This is a genomic window from Sphingobium sp. AS12 (assembly GCF_019097845.1).
Taxonomy (GTDB): domain Bacteria; phylum Pseudomonadota; class Alphaproteobacteria; order Sphingomonadales; family Sphingomonadaceae; genus Sphingobium.
On record NZ_JAHRGM010000035.1, the window covers coordinates 411167 to 429486 of the forward strand.

Sequence of the window (18320 nt, forward strand, 5' to 3'; positions counted from 1 at the left end):
TTGCACGGCGCGCCTCGCTAAGGCGCGCCTATGTTTCCGCTCCTCAGGAATGACAGTAGATGACAGAGATTAGCGCATTGAAAGCCGGGTTGATTGCCGACATTGCCGCCGCCGACACGCTGGACGCAGTGGAGGCGTTGCGCGTTGGCGCGCTCGGCAAGAGCGGAGTCATTACCGGCCTGCTCAAGACGCTGGGCGGCATGTCGCCGGACGAGCGACTGGAAAAAGGCCCGCCGATCCAGGATCTGCGCGAAGCCGTCACTGCCGCGATCGCCGCGAAGAAGGCGGCGCTGGAGCAGGCGGCGCTCGACGCCCGACTGGCGTCTGAGAAGATCGACATGACGCTGCCCGCCGATCTGGGGCCGCAGGGGAGCGTTCACCCGGTCAGCCAGGTGATGGACGAGCTGGCAGAAATCTTCGCTGATCTGGGTTTCTCGGTCGCGACCGGACCGGAAATTGAGGACGACTGGCATAATTTCACCGCGCTCAACATTCCTGAGACGCATCCGGCGCGCGCCATGCACGATACTTTCTACTTTCCCGATGAGGAGGGGCAGAAGCGGATGCTGCTGCGTACCCATACTTCGCCGGTGCAGATCCGCACGATGATGTCGCAGGAGCTGCCGATCCGCATCATTGCGCCAGGCCGCGTCTATCGCAGCGATTCAGATGCGACCCACACGCCAATGTTCCACCAGATCGAGGGGCTGGTAATCGACAAGGGGATCACGCTGGGGCATCTGAAATGGACGCTGGAAACATTCCTCAAAGCCTTTTTCGAGCGCGAGGATATCGTCCTGCGGCTGCGCCCCAGCTACTTCCCCTTCACCGAACCCTCTGTCGAGGTCGATGTCGGATACACGCTGGTGAATGGCCAGCGGGTGATCGGCGGGGACGGCGATGCGGCCGATGGCGGCTGGCTGGAAGTGCTGGGTAGCGGCATGGTCAACCGGCGGGTGATCGAGGCGTGCGGGCTGGACCCGGACGAATGGCAGGGCTTTGCCTTTGGCACCGGGGTCGACCGGCTCGCCATGCTCAAATATGGGATGAACGACTTGCGGGCCTTCTTCGACGGCGATCTGCGCTGGCTCAAACATTATGGTTTTTCGGCGCTGGACGTGCCCACGCTGAGCGGGGGAGTGGGCGCATGAAGTTCACCCTGAGCTGGCTCAAGACGCATCTCAAGACGGATGCGGATTTGCCCACGATCCTCAAGACGCTCAACGCCATCGGGCTGGAGGTCGACGGGGTCGAGAATCCGGCGGAGAAGCTGGATGGCTTCAAGATCGCGAAGGTCTTGACCGCCGAGCGTCATCCGCAGGCCGACAAGTTGCAGGTGCTGACCGTTGATCATGGCGACGGCACGCCGTTACAGGTCGTGTGCGGTGCGCCCAATGCGCGCGCGGGCCTTGTCGGCGTATTCGGGACCGAGGGCGCGGTGGTGCCTGCCAACGGCATGGTGCTGAAAAAGACTGCCATTCGCGGTGTCGAATCCAACGGCATGATGTGTTCCACCCGCGAGTTGGAGCTGGGCGACGATCATGACGGCATCATCGAACTGGATGCAGCCGCGCCGGTGGGGCAGGTCTATGCCGACTGGGCGGGCCTCAATGATCCGGTCATCGACGTGTCGATCACGCCCAACCGGCAGGATTGCATGGGCGTGCGCGGCATCGCGCGCGATCTGGCGGCGGCAGGGCTGGGGACGCTGAACGCCATCATCGTGCCGGAGATTGCGGGCGTGGGTCCGGGGCCGGACGTGCGGACGCAGGATGCGGAAGGCTGCCCGGCTTTCTTCGCGCGGACCGTGCGCGGCGTGACCAATGGCCAGTCGCCTGAATGGATGGCCAAGCGCCTGAAGGCGATCGGGCAGAAGCCGATCAGCACTTTGGTGGACATCACCAACTATATCATGATCGATCTGGGTCGGCCGTTGCATGTCTATGACATGGCAAGCCTGAAGGGCGGGCTGGTGGCGCGCAAGGGCAAGCCGGGCGAGCAGGTGCTGGCGCTCAACGGCAAGACCTATACGGTCGATGAGACGATGACCGTCATCGCCGACGATCAAGCCGTGCATGACATTGGCGGCATCATGGGCGGCGAACATTCGGGCGCGCAGGACGGCACCACCGACGTGCTGATCGAATGCGCTTACTTCACGCCCGAACGGATCGCGATGACGGGGCAGAAGCTGACCCTGACCTCAGATGCGCGCGGGCGGTTCGAGCGTGGGGTCGATCCGGCCTTTCTGGACGATGGGCTGTCGATCGCGACCAGCCTGGTGGTGCATCTGTGCGGCGGCACGCCCAGCGAGGCGACCCGCGCGGGCGCGCCGCCAGTGACGCCCAAGATCGTGGACTATACCCCCGACCAGTGCCTGACGCTGGCGGGCGTCTATGTGGCGGCGGACGAGCAGAAGCGCATATTGGAGAGTCTGGGCTTTGTCGTGGGCGGGCAGGAAAACCGCACCGATTATGAGGATGGCGTGCCGGTGATCGTGCCGGGCAATTGGTCGATCACTGTGCCAAGCTGGCGGCGCGACGTCGATGGCTGGCCCGACATTGTCGAAGAGGTCGTGCGGATCGTCGGGCTGGAGCATGTGCCGTCCACCCCGTTGCCGCGTATGCCGGGTGTTGCCCGTCCGACCGCGACGGCGGAGCAGCTGGTCGAGCGACGGGTGCGGCGGACGGCGGCGGCACGTGGGCTGGCCGAGGCGATCAACTGGTCCTTCCTGTCGGAGAAGGAAGCCGCTTCGGTGGGCGGGGGGCAGTGGACGCTGGCCAATCCGATCTCGGAGGATCTGAAGGTCATGCGGCCTTCGCTGCTGCCCGGCCTGTTGTCGGCCAGCCGCCGCAATATGGATCGCGGCGCGGCGTCGGTGCGATTGTTCGAGCTAGGGCGGCGCTATTTCAAGCAGGGTGAGCGGGCGACCGTGGGCTTCGTGCTGGCGGGTGAGAAACAGTCGCGCAGCTGGCAGGGGGGCAAGGCGCAGGCTTTTACCGCCTATGATGCCAAGGCTGACATCATGGCGCTGCTGGCGGCTGCGGGCGCGCCGGTCGCCAATCTCCAGAGTTTCGGCGAAGCATCGGCGGCCTATCATCCCGGCCAGTCGGGAACGTTGCGGCTGGGGCCGAAGGTGGTGCTGGCCGAATATGGCGTGCTGCATCCGGGACTGGCCAAGCAATTCGGCCTGAGCGGCACGGTGGTGGCGGGGGAAATCTTCCTCGACGCGATACCGGGCAAGCGCAAGACTGGCTTCATGCGCCCGCCCTATGCGCCGCCTGCCTTGCAGGCGGTGAAGCGCGACTTTGCTTTTGTGGTGGCTGACACGGTTGAGGCCGATGCGCTGGTGCGGGCCGTGAAGGGCGCGGACAAGAAGGCGATTGTGGACGCGCGCCTGTTCGATGTCTTTACTGGGCCGGGCGTGGACGAAGGCAGCAAGTCACTCGCCATCGAAGTCACGCTCCAGCCGGGCGAGAAGAGCTTTACCCAGGAAGAGCTGGACGCGATCAGCACGGCGATCGTGAAGGCGGTGCAGAAGTTGGGCGGGGTGTTGCGGGGCTGAACCGACGCGCGGGCGGGGGAATTACCCCGCCTTCGCCCGAAGCGCGATGGCCATGCCTGCGATCGCCAGCAAGGCACCACCGGCGGCAAGGCCGGTCCAGCGGTAGCCCTCCACCAGTGTGGAGATCAGCATCGCGATGATCGGGATGAGGACGCTGGTATAGGCGGCGCGGCCCGCGCCCATGCGCTGGATCAGGCGGAAATAGAGGGGGAAGGTGACAACTGACCCGGCCAGCCCCAGCCAGGCGACGCCCAGCCAGTAACCCGCGCGCCATTCGGCCACTGGCGGGCCGACGGTGGCAAACGCATAGGCTGCGTCCACCGCTGCGCCGATCAACATTGCCCAGGCCAGCACGGCTATCATCGGCAGGCGGCGGGCAATCTCCATCCCCTGCATGACATTGGCGGCAGACGCGCTCAGCAGTCCGGCGACAGCGAAGCCGACACCCACCAGCACGTCACCCGGCGCGATGTCGGCGGCGCGATATTCATGGGTCAGCATCAGCGCGATGCCGGTCATCGCCACCGCCGACCCGGCGATGAAGGCGCGGCCGACCGGCTGGCGAAAGATCAGGAAGGACAGGATGGAGTTTGGGATGAGCAGCATGGCGTAGATCACCGCGACAACGCCCGATGTCAGCGTGAGTTCGGCGCGATAGACGAAGTTGAAATTGAGGACGAACTGCGCCGTCCCCAGCAAGGCGGCAAAGACCAGCCCTGCGCCACCGATCCGCAACGACACGCCGCGCATCCGGCAAAAGACGGCCATAGCGACCCCCGCCAGCGCGAAGCGATAGCAGACCGACCAGCTTGCCGGGATGCTGCCAATCTGGTCGCGGATGACGATCCAGGTCGAACTCCAGATCAGGGTCACGAGCAGGAAGGGGAAGAGGATGCCGCCCCTGGCACCGGGTTCAGCCATGGTCGAGCGCCCGCAATGCGGCGGCGAGCGGCGCGACGTTGGCGGCGTCCTGCGACCAGTTGGTGACCAGCCGTGCGGCCCCTTCGCCCCATTCATAGAAATCGAAGCCTTGCTCGCGCAGCGTTGCAACCTCTTGCGCGGTCAGGCGGATGAAAAGCTCATTCGCTTCCACGCGGTGAAGCAGGCGATCCGGCACGGCCTGCGCCAGTGCTCGCCCGGCGGCATTGGCGGCACGGGCGTTGGCCAGCCACAGATCACCCTCGACCATCGCCAGGATTTGCGCGGCGAGATAGCGGCCCTTGGAGAAAAGATGGCCCGACCGCTTGCGCCAGCGGGCGGCCTCAGCGGCGCGGGCATCCGCTTCCGGGCCGAAGAAGAGCAAGGCTTCGCCGATCATTCCGCCGTTTTTGACGCAGCCAAAGCTGAGCGCATCGACGCCGGCGCGCCATGTCAGATCGGCAGGCGCGCAGCCCAGATGCGCCACCGCATTGGCGAAGCGCGCACCGTCCATGTGGAAACCGAGGCCATGGGTGCGCGCGATGTTGCCCAGTGCGGCAACTTCATCGGGGGCATAGACGCGGCCATATTCGGTGGCGTTGGTGATGCTGATCGCGCGGGCGGGTATTTGATGCACATCCGGACGGATCGTCGCCAGGCGCGCGCTGACCGCTTCAGGGGTGAGCTTTGCGCCATCCCCCGGCAGCGTCATCAGGCTGGCGCCATGGGTGAAGAAGCCGGGCGCGCCACATTCGTCGACGACGATATGCGCTTCCTCATGGCAGATCACCCCGCCATAGGGCGGGCAGAGCGTCGCGAGCGCGATGCTGTTGGCGGCCGTGCCCGTGGCGATCCATAGCGCGCGGACTTGCGTGTCGAACAAAGCGGAGAAAGCGCCGTCCAACCGGGCGCTCCACTGGTCGCCATCATAGCCATGGTCGGCGCGGTCGGCCGCTGCCATTGCTGCCATGACCTGCGGGCAGACCGGGGTCGCATTGTCGGAAAAAAAGTGCATTGCACGGCGATAGCGGGCGGACAGGGGAGCGCCAAGGGGCCAGCATCGGCACAATGGCCTGATTGGTCAGTATAGTTGACGTTGTTTCGCGCGGCTATTTGTGACATAGGCTCGCCGTCCAACCCAAGGAGACAGACTATGGACGTCGAGCAGACATCGCGCTTTATCGTCACCCCAAGCCATAAGGCTGTGTCGGCGGACGAGCGTGCGGTATTGCTGGCGGACCCTGGTTTCGGGCGGATTTTCACCGATCATATGGTGACGATCCGCTACACCGAAGGGCAGGGCTGGCACAGCTATGCGGTCGGCCCGCGTGAGCCGTTCCAGATCGACCCGGCCTGCGCCGTGCTGCATTATGCGCAGGAAATCTTCGAAGGGATGAAGGCATACCGGCTGGATAATGGCAGCATCGCCATGTTCCGCCCGGAGGAAAATGCGCGCCGTTTCATCGAATCGGCTGAGCGGCTGGCCATGCCTGCTTTGCCGGAGGATGTGTTTCTGGAGGCGGTCGAGGCGCTGGTGCAGATCGACGCCGACTGGATTCCGGGCGGGGAGGGCAGCCTCTATCTGCGCCCCTTCCTGTTCGCGAGCGAGACGTTTCTGGGCGTGCGACCGTCGAATGAGTATATTTTCTGCGTCATTGCCTCGCCCGCTGGTGCCTATTTCAAGGGCGGCAAGAAAGCGGTGACCCTGTGGGTGTCGGAACATTTCACTCGCGCGGCGCGCGGTGGCACGGGCGCGGCCAAATGCGGCGGCAATTATGCCGCATCGCTGGTCGCGCAGAAGGAAGCGATCGGCCATGGCTGCGATCAGGTCGTGTTTCTGGATGCGGCGGAAAATAAGTGGGTCGAGGAACTGGGCGGCATGAACGTCTTTTTCGTCATGGACGACGGGTCGATCGTCACCCCACCGCTGGGCGGCACCATCCTGCCCGGCATCACCCGCAATTCGATCATCACCCTAGCCCGCGCCAAGGGGCATGACGTGCGCGAAGAGCCTTACAGCTTTGCCCAGTGGCGCGCCGACGCGGCCAGCGGTAAGCTGCGCGAGGCGTTCGCCTGCGGCACCGCGGCAGTCGTCACCGCGATCGGCACGGTCAAGAGCGTGGATGGCGACTTCACCATCGGCAATGGCGATGGCGGCATCGTCACCGAAACGCTGCGGGCAGAATTGACCGGTATTCAGCGTGGCACGGTGGCCGATCCGGCGGGATGGGTGCGGACGATTTGATATTTGGGCGCTGTGTGTTCCCGCGCAAGCGGGAGCAGAATGGTATTTGGTTCAGGTCGCTTCCCAATCGCACCCCTAGCGCCTAGACAACGCGCATGGAACGCTTCGACGTCGTGATATTGGGTGGCGGCCTTGTCGGCCTGACCCTTGGCATCGCCCTTTCCGGCCATGGCGTGCGCTGTGCCGTGATCGACCCCGCCGATCCGGTGGATACCACTGCCACCGGCTTTGACGGCCGCGTGTCGGCGATCAGTTCGACCAGTTTCGCGATGCTCTCGGCGATCGGGGTCGCGCCCTTTCTGGAAGGGAAGGGCTGCCCGATCGATCGCATCTGGGTGAGCGACGGGCTGGAGCCGGGGGCGCTCGATTTCGTGCCGGACGCCGACGATGGTGTGATGGGGACGATGATCCCCAATCGCGACCTGCGCATCGCTCTGGCGCAGGCGGCGGCGGGGGCGAGCCGTCTCACCCGCTTCCAGCCTGATCGCGCGATCCATGTCGATCGCAATGCTGATGGCGTGACGCTGACGCTGGCGAGTGGGGCGACGATTCGGGGCGCGCTGCTGGTCGCGGCGGAGGGGCGCAACAGCCCGACGCGCGAAACCGCGGGCATCCGCACCACACGCTGGCAATATAAGCATACCGCCATGGTGAGCGCGATCGACCATGAGGTGCCGCACGCCAACACGGCCTATGAGATTTTCTATGTGGGCGGCCCGTTCGCGCTGCTGCCGATGCTGCCCGGCACACGATCGGCAATCGTATGGACGGTGCCAACGGAACAAGCGCCCGCGATGCTCAAATTGTCCGAGCGCGCTTGGCTGGCCGAAGCGCAGAAGCGGATCGGCGGTTTCCTTGGCGAAATTAGTCTGGCCGGGCCGCGATCCTCCTATCCTTTAGGTTTTCACCATGCCGCGCGGATCACCGACACGCGGCTGGCGCTGGTCGGCGACAGCGCCCATGCAATCCACCCGATTGCAGGGCAAGGGCTAAACCTGGGCTTCCGCGATGTCGCGGCGCTCGTCGAGGTGCTGGTGGAGGGCAAGCGGCTGGGTCTTGATCCGGGCGATGCGCAGTTGCTGGAACGTTATCAGCGCTGGCGCAGTCTGGATTCGCTGTCGGTCAGCGTGGCGATGGACGGGCTGGTGCGGCTGTTCGATGTGCCGGGCCGGTTGCCCGCGCTGGCGCGGCGCGCGGGGCTGGCGGCGGTGCAGCGGACCTCGCTGCTGAAAGGGCGGTTCATGGCCGAAGCGCGCGGGCAGTCGGGCGCGTTGCCGCGGTTGCTGACGGGCGAGATGGTTTAGTTACGGTTAGGAACAGCCCCTCCCGCAAGCGGTAGGGAAACCAAAGCCGAACTGTCAGCTTACGATCAATAGCCGCTACATCATCCGCCGCAGCACATTGTCCTTCAGCACGATATGGTGGCGCAGCGCGGCGGCGATGTGGACGATGATCAGCGCGGCCCAGGCGAAGCCCATGATTTCATGCCCCTCACCGGAAATGTCGGCCAGGACATCGCCTTTGGTCACAGCGAATTTGGGCACGTCGAACAGGAAGAACCAGTTGAGCGGGCGCGTGCCTGCCGATGTCATGATCCAGCCAGTCAGCGGCACCAGAATCATGAATGCGTAAAAGACGACATGGGTGGCGTGCGCCGCCGCTTTCTCCCAGCCGGGCATGGCGGCGGGGAGCGGCGGCGGGCGGTGGCCGATCCGCCAAGCCAATCGTACCAGCGTGAGCGCCAGTACCGTCAAGCCGATCGACTTGTGGACCGGCATCACCGCCCAGTCCTTGGGCAGCGCGTCATGAGCGATACCAAGGACCAGATTGACGATGATCAGGACCGCCATGATCCAGTGCAGGGCGCGCGCGGCAGAGGTATAGCGGTCCATGGCAACTCCTTGGGCTTAGGTGTCAACCCTGCCGGTTCGCGACCAGATTGTCGACAACTGATGGATCGGCCAGCGTACTGGTATCCCCTAGCGCCTGCGCCGACACTTCGCCCTCCGCAATTTTACGGAGGATGCGGCGCATGATCTTGCCCGACCGGGTCTTGGGCAGGCCCGGCGCGAACTGGATGGCGTCTGGCGTGGCGATCGGCCCGATTTCGGTGCGGACCCATTTGACCAGCGTCTTGCGCAACTCGTCGCTTGGTTCTTCATGCGCGTTGAGCGTCACATAGGCATAGATACCCTGACCCTTGATGTCGTGGGGGAAGCCGACGACGGCGGCTTCGGCGACGCTCTCATGCAGCACCAGCGCGCTTTCGACTTCCGCCGTGCCCATGCGATGGCCCGACACGTTGATGACGTCGTCCACCCGGCCGGTGATCCAATAATAGCCGTCCGCGTCGCGGCGCGCGCCGTCTCCGGTAGTATATTTGCCGGGGAAGGTGGTGAAATAGGTCTGGAAGAAGCGGTCATGATCGCCCCAGACGGTGCGCATCTGGCCCGGCCAGCTTTGGGCGATGACGAGATTCCCTTCGGCCGCACCGTCCAGCACTTGGCCCTCCGCATCGACGATCTGCGGCACCACGCCGGGCATCGGCAGGGTGGCGGAGCCGGGCTTGAGATCGGTCGCGCCCGGTGTCGGCGCGATCATCGCCGCGCCGGTTTCTGTCTGCCACCATGTGTCGATGATCGGGCAGCGCCCTTCGCCCACAACGCTGTGATACCAGCGCCAGGCTTCCGGGTTGATCGGCTCACCGACGGTGCCGAGCAGGCGCAGCGACGCGCGGCTGGTGGAATGGACGAATTCGTCGCCCTCCTTCATCAGTGCGCGCAGCGCCGTGGGGGCGGTGAAGATGGTCTGGACCTGATGCCGGTCGACAACTTCCCAGATGCGGGCGGGCGTCGGGTAATTGGGGACACCTTCATATATCAACGTCGTCGCGCCGTTCGCCAGCGGGCCATAGACGATATAGCTGTGGCCGGTGACCCAGCCAATGTCGGCGGCGCACCAGTAGATGTCGCCAGGTCGATAGTCGAAACAGAGTTCGTGGGTCAGCGACGCCCAGAGCAGATAGCCGCCGGTCGTGTGCAGCACGCCCTTGGGCTTGCCAGTCGATCCCGACGTGTAGAGGATGAACAGCGGATCCTCCGCATTCATCGGTTCGGGCTGGCAGTCGGGGGAGACTTTGGCTGCTTCCTCATGCAGCCACAGGTCGCGACCCGGTGCCATGGTCACCGCGCCGCCGGTCGCCTGCACGACGATCACCGTCTTGACGCTGGGGCAATCCTTCAGCGCTGCATCGACATTGGCCTTGAGCGGCACCGCCTTGCCCGCGCGACGGCCTTCGTCCGCGGTCACCACCAGCGTGGAATCGCAGTCGATAATGCGGCCAGCGAGCGCTTCGGGGGAAAAGCCGCCGAACACGACGCTGTGGACCGCGCCGATCCGCGCGCAGGCGAGCAGGGCGAAGGCAGCCTCAGGGATCATCGGCAGATAGAGGGTGATGCGGTCGCCCTTCTTTGCGCCCGCAGCTTTGAGCACATTGGCGAAGCGACATACTTGCTCATGGACCTGCGCGTAGCTGTAGCGGCGCGGCTGCGCGTCGGGCGAATCGGGTTCCCAGATGATCGCCGTCTGGTCTCCGCGGGTCGTCAGATGGCGGTCGATGCAGTTTGCGCTGACGTTCAGCACCCCGTCGGCAAACCATTTGACGCCGAAATCGGCTTCGGCAAAGCTGCTTTCATTCGCGCGGGTGGGGCGCGCGATCCAGTCGAGACGCTGCGCCCGTTCCAGCCAATAGGCGTCGGCATCGTCGATCGATCGGGCATAGTCGGCGGCGCGGGCGGCCTTGTCCATCAGCGCATTTTTGGCCCAATCCTCCGGCACCGGGAAAAAATCGTCAGACATCGGGCATCCTTTCCGTAGCGAAACCGTTGTTTGACTGGCCTTCTAACGTCCTGATGTCGCGACCGGAAGCGCTGTTCATGCCGTTTATCATCATCCTTTTGGTCGATATGACCGAAGCTCTTGATCGACCGTTCCGCATTTTGCCGCTTTCCCCAGCGCGCAGGCACGCCTAACAGGAATCGCCTATGTGGCTTCTCTATCAATTTCCGCTCTGCCCCTTCTCACGCAAGGTCCGCCTGCTGCTGGGAGAGAAGGGCGTAGGCTATGATCTGGTGCGCGAATCGCCCTGGTTGATGCGCGACGAATTTCTCGATCTGAACCCGGCCGGCACCACGCCGGTGATGGTGGAGGAGAGCAAGGGCATTACCCTGATCGACAGCCAGGCGATCTGCGAGTATTTCGAGGAGACGGTGGAGAAATTCCCGCTCATCTCCGGTACGGCGGCCGGCCGGGCAGAAGTGCGGCGGCTGACCGCCTTTTTCGACCAGAATTTCTATGGTGATGTGGTCGGCCCGCTGTTGCACGAGCGGATGAAGAAACGCCTGACTGAGCGCGCCCCGCCCGACGCCCGCATCCTGCGCGAGGCGATGAAGCGGGCGAATGTGCATATGGATTATATGGACTATCTGCTCGACCATCGCAGCTGGATGGCGGGCGGTACGCTGAGCCTCGCCGATATTGCCGCGGCAGCGCATCTGTCTGTGGCGGATTATCTGGGCGGCATCGACTGGCAGGGGCATGAGCCGGTGCGGCGCTGGTATGCGGGGTTCAAATCCCGCCCGTCATTCCGGCCGCTCCTGTCAGAACGGATGGAGGTTATCACTCCGCCGCCCCATTATGAGAAGCCGGATTTTTAAGGGACGCTAAAGCGCGTCTCCCTTTCAATCCGTCTCCGCCGCCAGATAGACACGGTTGCGGCCATGTTCCTTGGCCAGGTAGAGGGCGCGGTCGGCGGCCTTGAGGGCGCTGCGGGGGTCGTCATAGGCCAGCACATTGGCGACGCCGGCGGAAAAGCTGACCCGTTCCATCCGTTCGCCATTGGAGCGGTTGACCAGACTACGGGTGGCCAAGTCTTCACGCACCGCGTCCACGGCTTCGCACGCTTCAGCGGCGGTCTTGCCCCGGAACAGCATGACAAATTCCTCGCCACCATGGCGGGCGACGTGACAATGGTCGTCGGACGCTTTGGCGAGCAGCCCGGCGACAAATTTCAGCACCCGGTCGCCCGTGTCATGCCCATGGGTATCGTTGACATGCTTGAAATGGTCGATGTCGCAAAAGGCGACTGACAGCGTCTCGCCATTATCCTGCGCCAGCTTCACTTCCTCCCGCAGCACGCCTTCAAAAGCGCGACGGTTGGGCAGGCCGGTCAGATGGTCATGTTCGGCAGCGCGGCGGGCATTTTCCAGGCTGGATTTTAGCGCCTGCGTTTGCTTCTGATTGTCGCGCAACTGGGTTTCGACCAGCCGGGTCTTTTCGACCATTGAGCGGGTCAGGCCCACCAGACGCGCCAGCACGGGTTCGGCATCGCTGCCCTCGGCCAACCCCTTGGCCTGTTCCTGCAAAGCGGCGCCATAATCCTTCGCCGAATTGCGCGATTCGTGCATCAGGCCGGTAAACTGGGTCAGGTTTTCCTCGACCTTGTCCAGCATCGTGGCCAGCGAATCGGGCGTGACTTCATCGGCCCGCTGATCGGCGGCGACTGATTCGATCCAGCCGTTGGTGATCTTGCCGCGCTCCATCAGCACGGCCTTGATCGCCTTTTCCACGCCGATATTCGCACCGGTCAGATAGTCGAGCGCGACGCTGAAATTGATGGGCGTCAGGTCCAGATCATGGGCGAACAGAAAGTCGCCAATCTCGCCATAGAGTTGGCGGCGGCGGTTCACTTCGCGGTTGGATGCGGAGCCGGGACGGGGTCGCTGATCTTCCGCGGTTGCCTCCTCATCAGGCTTGCCCGACAGGCCTTTCGCCCATCGTGCCAGTCGGTCGGTCAGCCCATGTTGCGGGCTAGCGGAAGGTGAAATGGCCCCAGTCATGTTGGCTATAACGGCGGTCGCGAAACAAGGTTAAGAGGCAAGAGAGAGAAAAATCTGTGAGGGCCGGTGCGGCACGAATGGGCAAAGCCCATTGTCAAATATCAGCCGTTACCAGCCAGTCGCGGAAGATGCGCACGGCGCGGGTCTGGAGCGCGCGGGGGCGGCAGACGAAATAATAGCGATAGGGGCTTTCGACCCTGATCGGGAACAGGCGGACCAGCCTGCTATCGGCTGCTTCCTTGAAATGGCTGGCGTGCATGAAGGCGACCCCAAGCCCCTGAGCGGCGGCCTCCAGCATCAATTGGCCTGAATCATAATTGTCCGTCGCCAGCGGTTGCAGGTCGGGCAGGCTGACAGCCTCCTTCCATGCATCGAACGCCAATGGCATGTCACGGTGCAGCAGCACGGTATGTTGGGCCAGTTCCCCTGGTGATGTCAGCGCATGAGGCGGTTCGAGCAGAGATCGCGCGCCGATGGCATAGACTTCGTCATGGTCCAGTTCATGCGCATAGAGCGCTGCATCAATATCCTTTGACAGCACGATCGCCGCGTCCAACCCTTCGCCCAGCCGCGCGACGGCATAGGGCGTCGTTTCGATGTCGATGTGCAATTGCGGGTGCAGCGTGCGCAGCGCGCCCAAATGGGGGAAGAGCCGCTGCGTTGCGAACAACGGCATGACCGCCAGCCGCAGGCGCAGCTGGTTGCCGCCGCTCTGGATATTTTCCAGCGCCTGGGCGAGGGAATCGAGGGCCGGGGCGATATCGTCAAGCAGTCTCTGGCCCTCGGCATTGATTTCCAGCGCCTGATGCTTGCGGTCGAACAGGGGGCGACCGATGAAGCGTTCGAGCGCCTGAACGCGCCGGCTGAGTGCTGGAGTCGAGAGCGCGAGTTCCTCTGCCGCCGCCTTGACCGAGCCAAGGCGCGCTACCTGAACAAAGGCCTCCAGGGCCGTAAGTGGCGGCAGTCTGCGCATCTCTAATCACTAATCCGAAGCCGGTGCGCTGCGTCGCATCATCTCTTTTTGTCGATCGCAGAGCCAGCCGGTCCCAAGCATCCTGACCGCACTGAGCAGGAAAATCTCCAAAATGGCAAGATGCATTTTCTGCAACTCCTCTTTTCTTTTCGCACTTGCAATAAAGTCTGCCGCGCTGCACATAGGAGGTGCCTTTCAGGCATCCTCTCCTAAAACTTTCCGGGCTGGCCTTTGGGTCGGCCCTTTTTTTGTGCCATTCGTTTCGGGCCTGCCCCCTTTTTCTGGCTCTGGCGTTTCCTATCTCGTTACGGAAGCGACAAGGACAGGACAGCATCATGGCGCAAGAGGACAGCACGGGACGACGGATTCAGGTCGCCAATGCGCGGCCGGAAGATGCCGGACGCGGGCTGGCGCGGCTGCCCCTGGCGGTCATGGCGGAGTTGAACCTGGCCGAAGGCGATGTTGTCGAGATCATCGGCAAGCGATCGACCGCCGCGCGGGTGGTGCGCCCTTACAAGGAGGATGAAGGGCTGGACGTGCTGCGCCTGGACGGGTTGCAGCGCGCCAATGCCGGGGTCGGCTCCGGCGACTTCGTGCATATCGATAAATTGGAGTCCCGCGCCGCGCAGCGGGTCGTGTTCGCACCTGCACAAAATAATCTGCGGCTTCAGGGCCATCCCGAAGCGTTGAAGCGCGTATTCTTTCAGCGGCCGCTGACGGCGGGCGATGTGGTTGCAACCGCGGGTCAGCAACAGGTGCCGCCCGGCGACATGCCGCCCCAACTGCGCCAGATGCTGGCCGCGCCCGCCTATGCCTTGCAGGAAATCCGGCTGGTGGTGGTGTCGACCATCCCCAAGGGGATCGTCCATATCGATGCCGAGACCGAGGTCGAGCTGCGCCCCGAATATGAGGAGCCGAAGGAGGCTCGTCGCGCCGATGTGACCTATGACGATGTCGGCGGCATGGCGGACACGATCGACCAGTTGCGCGAGATGGTCGAGCTGCCTCTGCGCTACCCCGAACTGTTCCAGCGGCTCGGCGTCGATCCGCCGCGCGGGGTGATGCTGCATGGTCCGCCAGGGACGGGCAAGACCCGGCTCGCGCGCGCCGTCGCGAATGAATCGGAGGCCGAATTCTTCCTGATCAACGGGCCGGAAATTGTCGGGTCGGCCTATGGCGAATCCGAAAAGCAGCTGCGCGAGGTTTTCGAGGCAGCGGCCAAGGCTGCGCCGTCGATCCTGTTCATCGACGAGATCGATTCGATCGCACCCAAGCGGGGACAGGTGACCGGCGAGACCGAAAAGCGGCTCGTCGCGCAATTGCTTACCCTGATGGACGGGCTGGAGCCACGCACCAATCTGGTCGTGATCGCGGCCACCAATCGCCCCGAAGCGATTGATGAGGCGCTGCGACGTCCTGGTCGCTTCGACCGCGAGATCGTGGTCGGCGTCCCCGACGAGCGCGGGCGGCGCGAGATATTGGGTATCCATACGCGCGGAATGCCGCTGGGCGACACGGTCGACCTGTCGGAACTGGCGCGCATGACATACGGCTTTGTCGGGGCGGATCTGGCCGCGCTGACCCGCGAGGCTGCGATTGACACGGTGCGCCGTTTCATGCCGCGCCTCAATCTGGAGGACGGGACGATTCCGCCGGACGTGCTGGAGGAATTGTCGGTTACGCGCGATGATTTCATGGCCGCGATCAAACGGGTCCAACCCTCGGCGATGCGCGAAGTGATGGTGCAGGCACCCAATATCGGCTGGTCCGACATTGGCGGGCTGGACGAGGCGCAGATGCGGCTGAAGGAAGGGGTAGAGCTGCCGCTTAAAGACCCCGACGCCTTCCGCCGCATTGGCATCCGTCCGGCCAAGGGCTTCCTGCTCTATGGCCCGCCCGGCACTGGCAAGACTTTGCTGGCCAAGGCAGTCGCGCGGGAGGCGCAGGCCAATTTCATCGCGACCAAATCAAGCGACCTGCTGTCCAAATGGTATGGCGAGAGCGAGCAGCAGATTGCCCGGCTGTTCGCCCGTGCGCGGCAGGTGGCGCCGACCGTCATTTTCATCGACGAACTCGACAGCCTGGTCCCCGCGCGCGGCAATGGCATGGGCGAACCGCAAGTGACCGAGCGGGTGGTGAACACGATCTTGGCGGAGATGGACGGGCTGGAAGAACTGCAATCAGTGGTCGTCATCGGGGCGACCAACCGGCCGACGTTGGTCGATCCCGCGTTGCTGCGGCCGGGGCGGTTCGATGAGCTGATCTATGTGCCGGTCCCCGATCAGGCGGGGCGCCAGCGCATCCTGTCGATCCATACGGGCAAGATGCCGATGGCCGACGATGTCGATCTGGCATCGCTGGCGGAGCGGACGGAGCGCTTTACTGGCGCGGATCTGGAGGATCTGGCGCGCCGCGCTGGCCTGTTTGCGCTGCGCCAATCGCTGTCGGTCGACAAGGTGACGATGGCGCATTTCGAGGCAGCGCTGGAGGAAACCCGCGCGTCAGTGACGCCGGAAATGGAGCATGAATATGAAAAGATCCAGGCGACGCTGAAGCAGAAGGCGATGCAGGTCGATCCGATCGGCTTCGTCGCGCCGGGCATGTTGCGCGGGCGGGAGCGGGATTAACGAAACGCGCAGGTGGCAAAGGAAACCATCTGCCGCCTGCGCGTTCCTTGTCATGCACATGCAAAGCAGCTTGCCAGTCGCGCCGATATTTGCGACGCCCGACCACGACTATAGACAGACGGATAGTGATGGCCTCCATACCCTTGAAAAAGAAAAACATAACGGGCGGCAAGGCAGGTGCGGGCCGGTTCTTCCAGCAATGGGGCATGTTTTTCCGCCAGTTCGTCAAACATCCCGGCATGATCGGATCGGTCATCCCTTCGTCCGCCGCTCTGGTGAACCGGATGCTGGACCAGGTCGATTGGCACAATACTCGGCTTTTCGTCGAATATGGACCGGGGGTGGGCACTTTCACCCAGGCGATCCTCGACCGGCTGCATCCCGACGCCACCCTGTTGGCGATCGACCTGAACCTGGATTTCGTCGCCTATCTGGAGGCGCAGTTCGACGATCCACGGCTTAAGGTCGTGCATGGATCGGCCGCTGATGTACGCCGTTTCATTCGGGAAGCGGGGAAGCCCCAAGCCGACTATATATTGTCCGGCATCCCTTTTTCGACGCTGCCCGATGGCGTGGGAGCGGCGATCTGCGCCGAGACACGGGCTGCATTGCGGCCGGGTGGGGCGTTTCTGGTCTATCAATATTCGCGCTATGTCCGCCGCTTGCTGGCCCCGGTTTTCGGGCGGGTCAGCGATGAACTGGAATGGCGTAATATTCCCCCCTGCCGGATGTTCTGTGCCGTGCGGGAAGAGGCGCTGGCGCAGGCGGCCTGATTTGGATTAATCCAAATCAACATCGCCAAGAATTATAAGACATTATTCTCGCCGTTTATTTGACTTCACTGGCATATTGCGTAACGGATGCCCCCCGGGACTGTGGGGGTTTTGGGGATGGCGTCATACGCCACGGATGGGGATAAATGGGCGGACTTGTTTCTGTCCGCCGCGCTTGATCCGCAAAATTGGGACGGGGCGATCAGGGCCATGGCTAATGCTACGGGCTCGCGTCATGGCCAGTTGATCGGCTTTGGTCCTGGTGCCAGCGGCTTCAACTGGATCAGCGACATTGATGACAGCATCATCGCCAAGACCGCCGCGATCGACCAGTCCCGGCCCGACCTGAATTTCCGTGTCGCCGCAGACGGGCTGGCGGATAATCCCCAGATCGTCCACGAAGCGCATTATGACGTCGCCCGCCAGTCATTGCGGTCCGACGACTATCTCGACCTGTGCGCCGATTTCGACATTTTCGACGGCTGCCAGACCCGCCTTCTGGCTGGACGGGAAGGGATGATCGGGCTGGCGCTGCTGCGCGACAGCAAGGACGGGCGCACGACGCAGGAACAGCGTGACCTGTTCGGCGAAATTGCAGGCCACGCCCGCACCGCCGTGCGGCTCCAGCGCGCGATTGAGCAGCAGGGATTTTCGTTGCTGTCGGGCACGTTCGAGGCGATGGACCGGGCCTGCTGGTTGCTCGATGCGACGGGCCGGGTCGGCGGCATGACTCCGCGCGCCGAAGCGCTGCTGGCGACCAGCCGTATCAGGGTGACCGACGGCTGGCTGGCAAGCGAACGGGCGGACGAAAGCCGCGCCATCACCCGCGCCGTCCGCACCGTGATCGACCCGCCCGGCCGCGCGGCTGACCCGGTCGCGCTGGGCGACGACGCCGGTGGGGTTGGGATCATGCTTGAAATTTATCCACTGCCCAGCCGGCCCTGGTCCCTGCCCTTCGCGCCGCGCGCCATCGTGATCGCACGGGTTGGTGCGCCAAGCGACCGTCATGTCCAACTGCTGATGCGGACATTCAGCCTGACCCCGGCCGAAGCGGACATCGCCATCCGGCTGGCGGCGGGCCAGTCCCGCGCCGACATTGCGGCCGCACGATCCGTGTCGGCGGAGACATTGAAGGTGCAGTTGCGCAGCATCTACGACAAGACCGGGTGTCGCCGGGAATCGCAACTGGTGCGGATCGTCGGTCTGATCAGTCACTGATCGCGACCGTAGGCGACGCGCCCATCCTGTCCGAAGGGATGAGAACCTAAGTCCAATTTTCCCGTCCGTCCGGGCGCGTCACTCTCCTGCTTCAGCCGGGGGGA

Annotated in this window: 15 protein-coding genes; 8 read left to right on the plus strand and 7 right to left on the minus strand. The window is 63.8% G+C overall.

Annotated elements, in window-relative coordinates; all coding sequences use genetic code 11:
• Nucleotides 1-59: 59 nt before the first annotated feature.
• Together pheS and pheT are read left to right on the plus strand one after the other, a co-directional pair.
• A complete protein-coding gene (pheS, locus tag KRZ98_RS15335) occupies nucleotides 60-1151 on the plus strand; it encodes a phenylalanine--tRNA ligase subunit alpha (RefSeq protein ID WP_217674316.1) in 1092 nt (363 codons plus the stop codon).
• Entirely contained in the window at nucleotides 1148-3565 is a 2418-nt protein-coding gene (gene pheT, locus KRZ98_RS15340; RefSeq protein WP_217674317.1) for a phenylalanine--tRNA ligase subunit beta, read from the plus strand. Before pheS ends, pheT begins: the two co-directional genes overlap by 4 nt.
• 21 nt (nucleotides 3566-3586) lie before the next feature.
• Here the strand turns inward: pheT and KRZ98_RS15345 are convergent, their stop codons facing one another.
• Both KRZ98_RS15345 and KRZ98_RS15350 read right to left on the minus strand, forming a co-directional pair.
• The gene (locus KRZ98_RS15345; protein WP_217674318.1) at nucleotides 3587-4486 is read right to left on the minus strand and encodes a DMT family transporter; all 900 of its coding nucleotides are present in this window, start codon (nucleotides 4484-4486) and stop codon (nucleotides 3587-3589) included.
• Nucleotides 4479-5498, minus strand: a complete 1020-nt coding sequence (locus tag KRZ98_RS15350) for a low specificity L-threonine aldolase (RefSeq protein WP_217674319.1) — start codon at nucleotides 5496-5498, stop codon at nucleotides 4479-4481. Before KRZ98_RS15350 ends, KRZ98_RS15345 begins: the two co-directional genes overlap by 8 nt.
• A 138-nt stretch (nucleotides 5499-5636) precedes the next feature.
• Between KRZ98_RS15350 and KRZ98_RS15355 the strand changes: the two genes are divergently transcribed.
• Both KRZ98_RS15355 and KRZ98_RS15360 read left to right on the plus strand, forming a co-directional pair.
• The gene (locus KRZ98_RS15355) at nucleotides 5637-6728 is read left to right on the plus strand and encodes a branched-chain amino acid aminotransferase (protein ID WP_217674320.1); all 1092 of its coding nucleotides are present in this window, start codon (nucleotides 5637-5639) and stop codon (nucleotides 6726-6728) included.
• 95 nt (nucleotides 6729-6823) lie between these two features.
• Complete coding sequence (locus KRZ98_RS15360) at nucleotides 6824-8032, plus strand: FAD-dependent monooxygenase (protein ID WP_217674321.1); 1209 nt, start codon at nucleotides 6824-6826, stop codon at nucleotides 8030-8032.
• A 75-nt stretch (nucleotides 8033-8107) separates the two neighbouring features.
• On the opposite strand, the gene KRZ98_RS15365 is transcribed toward KRZ98_RS15360, so the two are convergent.
• The gene (locus KRZ98_RS15365) at nucleotides 8108-8620 is read right to left on the minus strand and encodes a cytochrome b (RefSeq protein WP_217674322.1); all 513 of its coding nucleotides are present in this window, start codon (nucleotides 8618-8620) and stop codon (nucleotides 8108-8110) included.
• Nucleotides 8621-8642: 22 nt separating this feature from the next.
• Nucleotides 8643-10586: an acetate--CoA ligase gene (acs, locus tag KRZ98_RS15370; protein WP_217674323.1), complete on the minus strand. Its 1944-nt coding sequence runs from the start codon at nucleotides 10584-10586 to the stop codon at nucleotides 8643-8645.
• A gap of 185 nt (nucleotides 10587-10771) precedes the next feature.
• Between acs and KRZ98_RS15375 the strand changes: the two genes are divergently transcribed.
• Nucleotides 10772-11443 (plus strand): glutathione S-transferase family protein, encoded by a 672-nt coding sequence (locus tag KRZ98_RS15375; protein WP_217674324.1) that lies wholly within the window; start codon nucleotides 10772-10774, stop codon nucleotides 11441-11443.
• 24 nt (nucleotides 11444-11467) lie between these two features.
• Here KRZ98_RS15375 and KRZ98_RS15380 read toward each other — a convergent pair whose 3' ends face one another.
• From KRZ98_RS15380 to KRZ98_RS15390, 3 genes are all read right to left on the minus strand, one after another.
• Nucleotides 11468-12625: a GGDEF domain-containing protein gene (locus KRZ98_RS15380; protein WP_217674325.1), complete on the minus strand. Its 1158-nt coding sequence runs from the start codon at nucleotides 12623-12625 to the stop codon at nucleotides 11468-11470.
• Nucleotides 12626-12719: 94 nt separating this feature from the next.
• On the minus strand, nucleotides 12720-13598 hold the full coding sequence (locus tag KRZ98_RS15385; protein ID WP_217674326.1) for a LysR substrate-binding domain-containing protein: 879 nt from the start codon (nucleotides 13596-13598) through the stop codon (nucleotides 12720-12722).
• A 9-nt stretch (nucleotides 13599-13607) separates the two neighbouring features.
• On the minus strand, nucleotides 13608-13781 hold the full coding sequence (locus tag KRZ98_RS15390) for a hypothetical protein (protein ID WP_217674327.1): 174 nt from the start codon (nucleotides 13779-13781) through the stop codon (nucleotides 13608-13610).
• Nucleotides 13782-13933: 152 nt separating this feature from the next.
• On the opposite strand from KRZ98_RS15390, the gene KRZ98_RS15395 reads away from it, so the two are divergent.
• The 3 genes from KRZ98_RS15395 (at nucleotide 13934) to KRZ98_RS15405 (ending at nucleotide 18216) form a co-directional block, all read left to right on the plus strand.
• Nucleotides 13934-16225, plus strand: a complete 2292-nt coding sequence (locus tag KRZ98_RS15395; protein ID WP_217674328.1) for a CDC48 family AAA ATPase — start codon at nucleotides 13934-13936, stop codon at nucleotides 16223-16225.
• A 128-nt stretch (nucleotides 16226-16353) separates the two neighbouring features.
• Nucleotides 16354-16998, plus strand: coding sequence for a class I SAM-dependent methyltransferase (locus KRZ98_RS15400; protein ID WP_217674329.1), 645 nt, complete (start codon nucleotides 16354-16356; stop codon nucleotides 16996-16998).
• Between the two features lie 117 nt (nucleotides 16999-17115).
• Nucleotides 17116-18216: a helix-turn-helix transcriptional regulator gene (locus KRZ98_RS15405; RefSeq protein ID WP_217674330.1), complete on the plus strand. Its 1101-nt coding sequence runs from the start codon at nucleotides 17116-17118 to the stop codon at nucleotides 18214-18216.
• Nucleotides 18217-18320 lie beyond the last annotated feature (104 nt).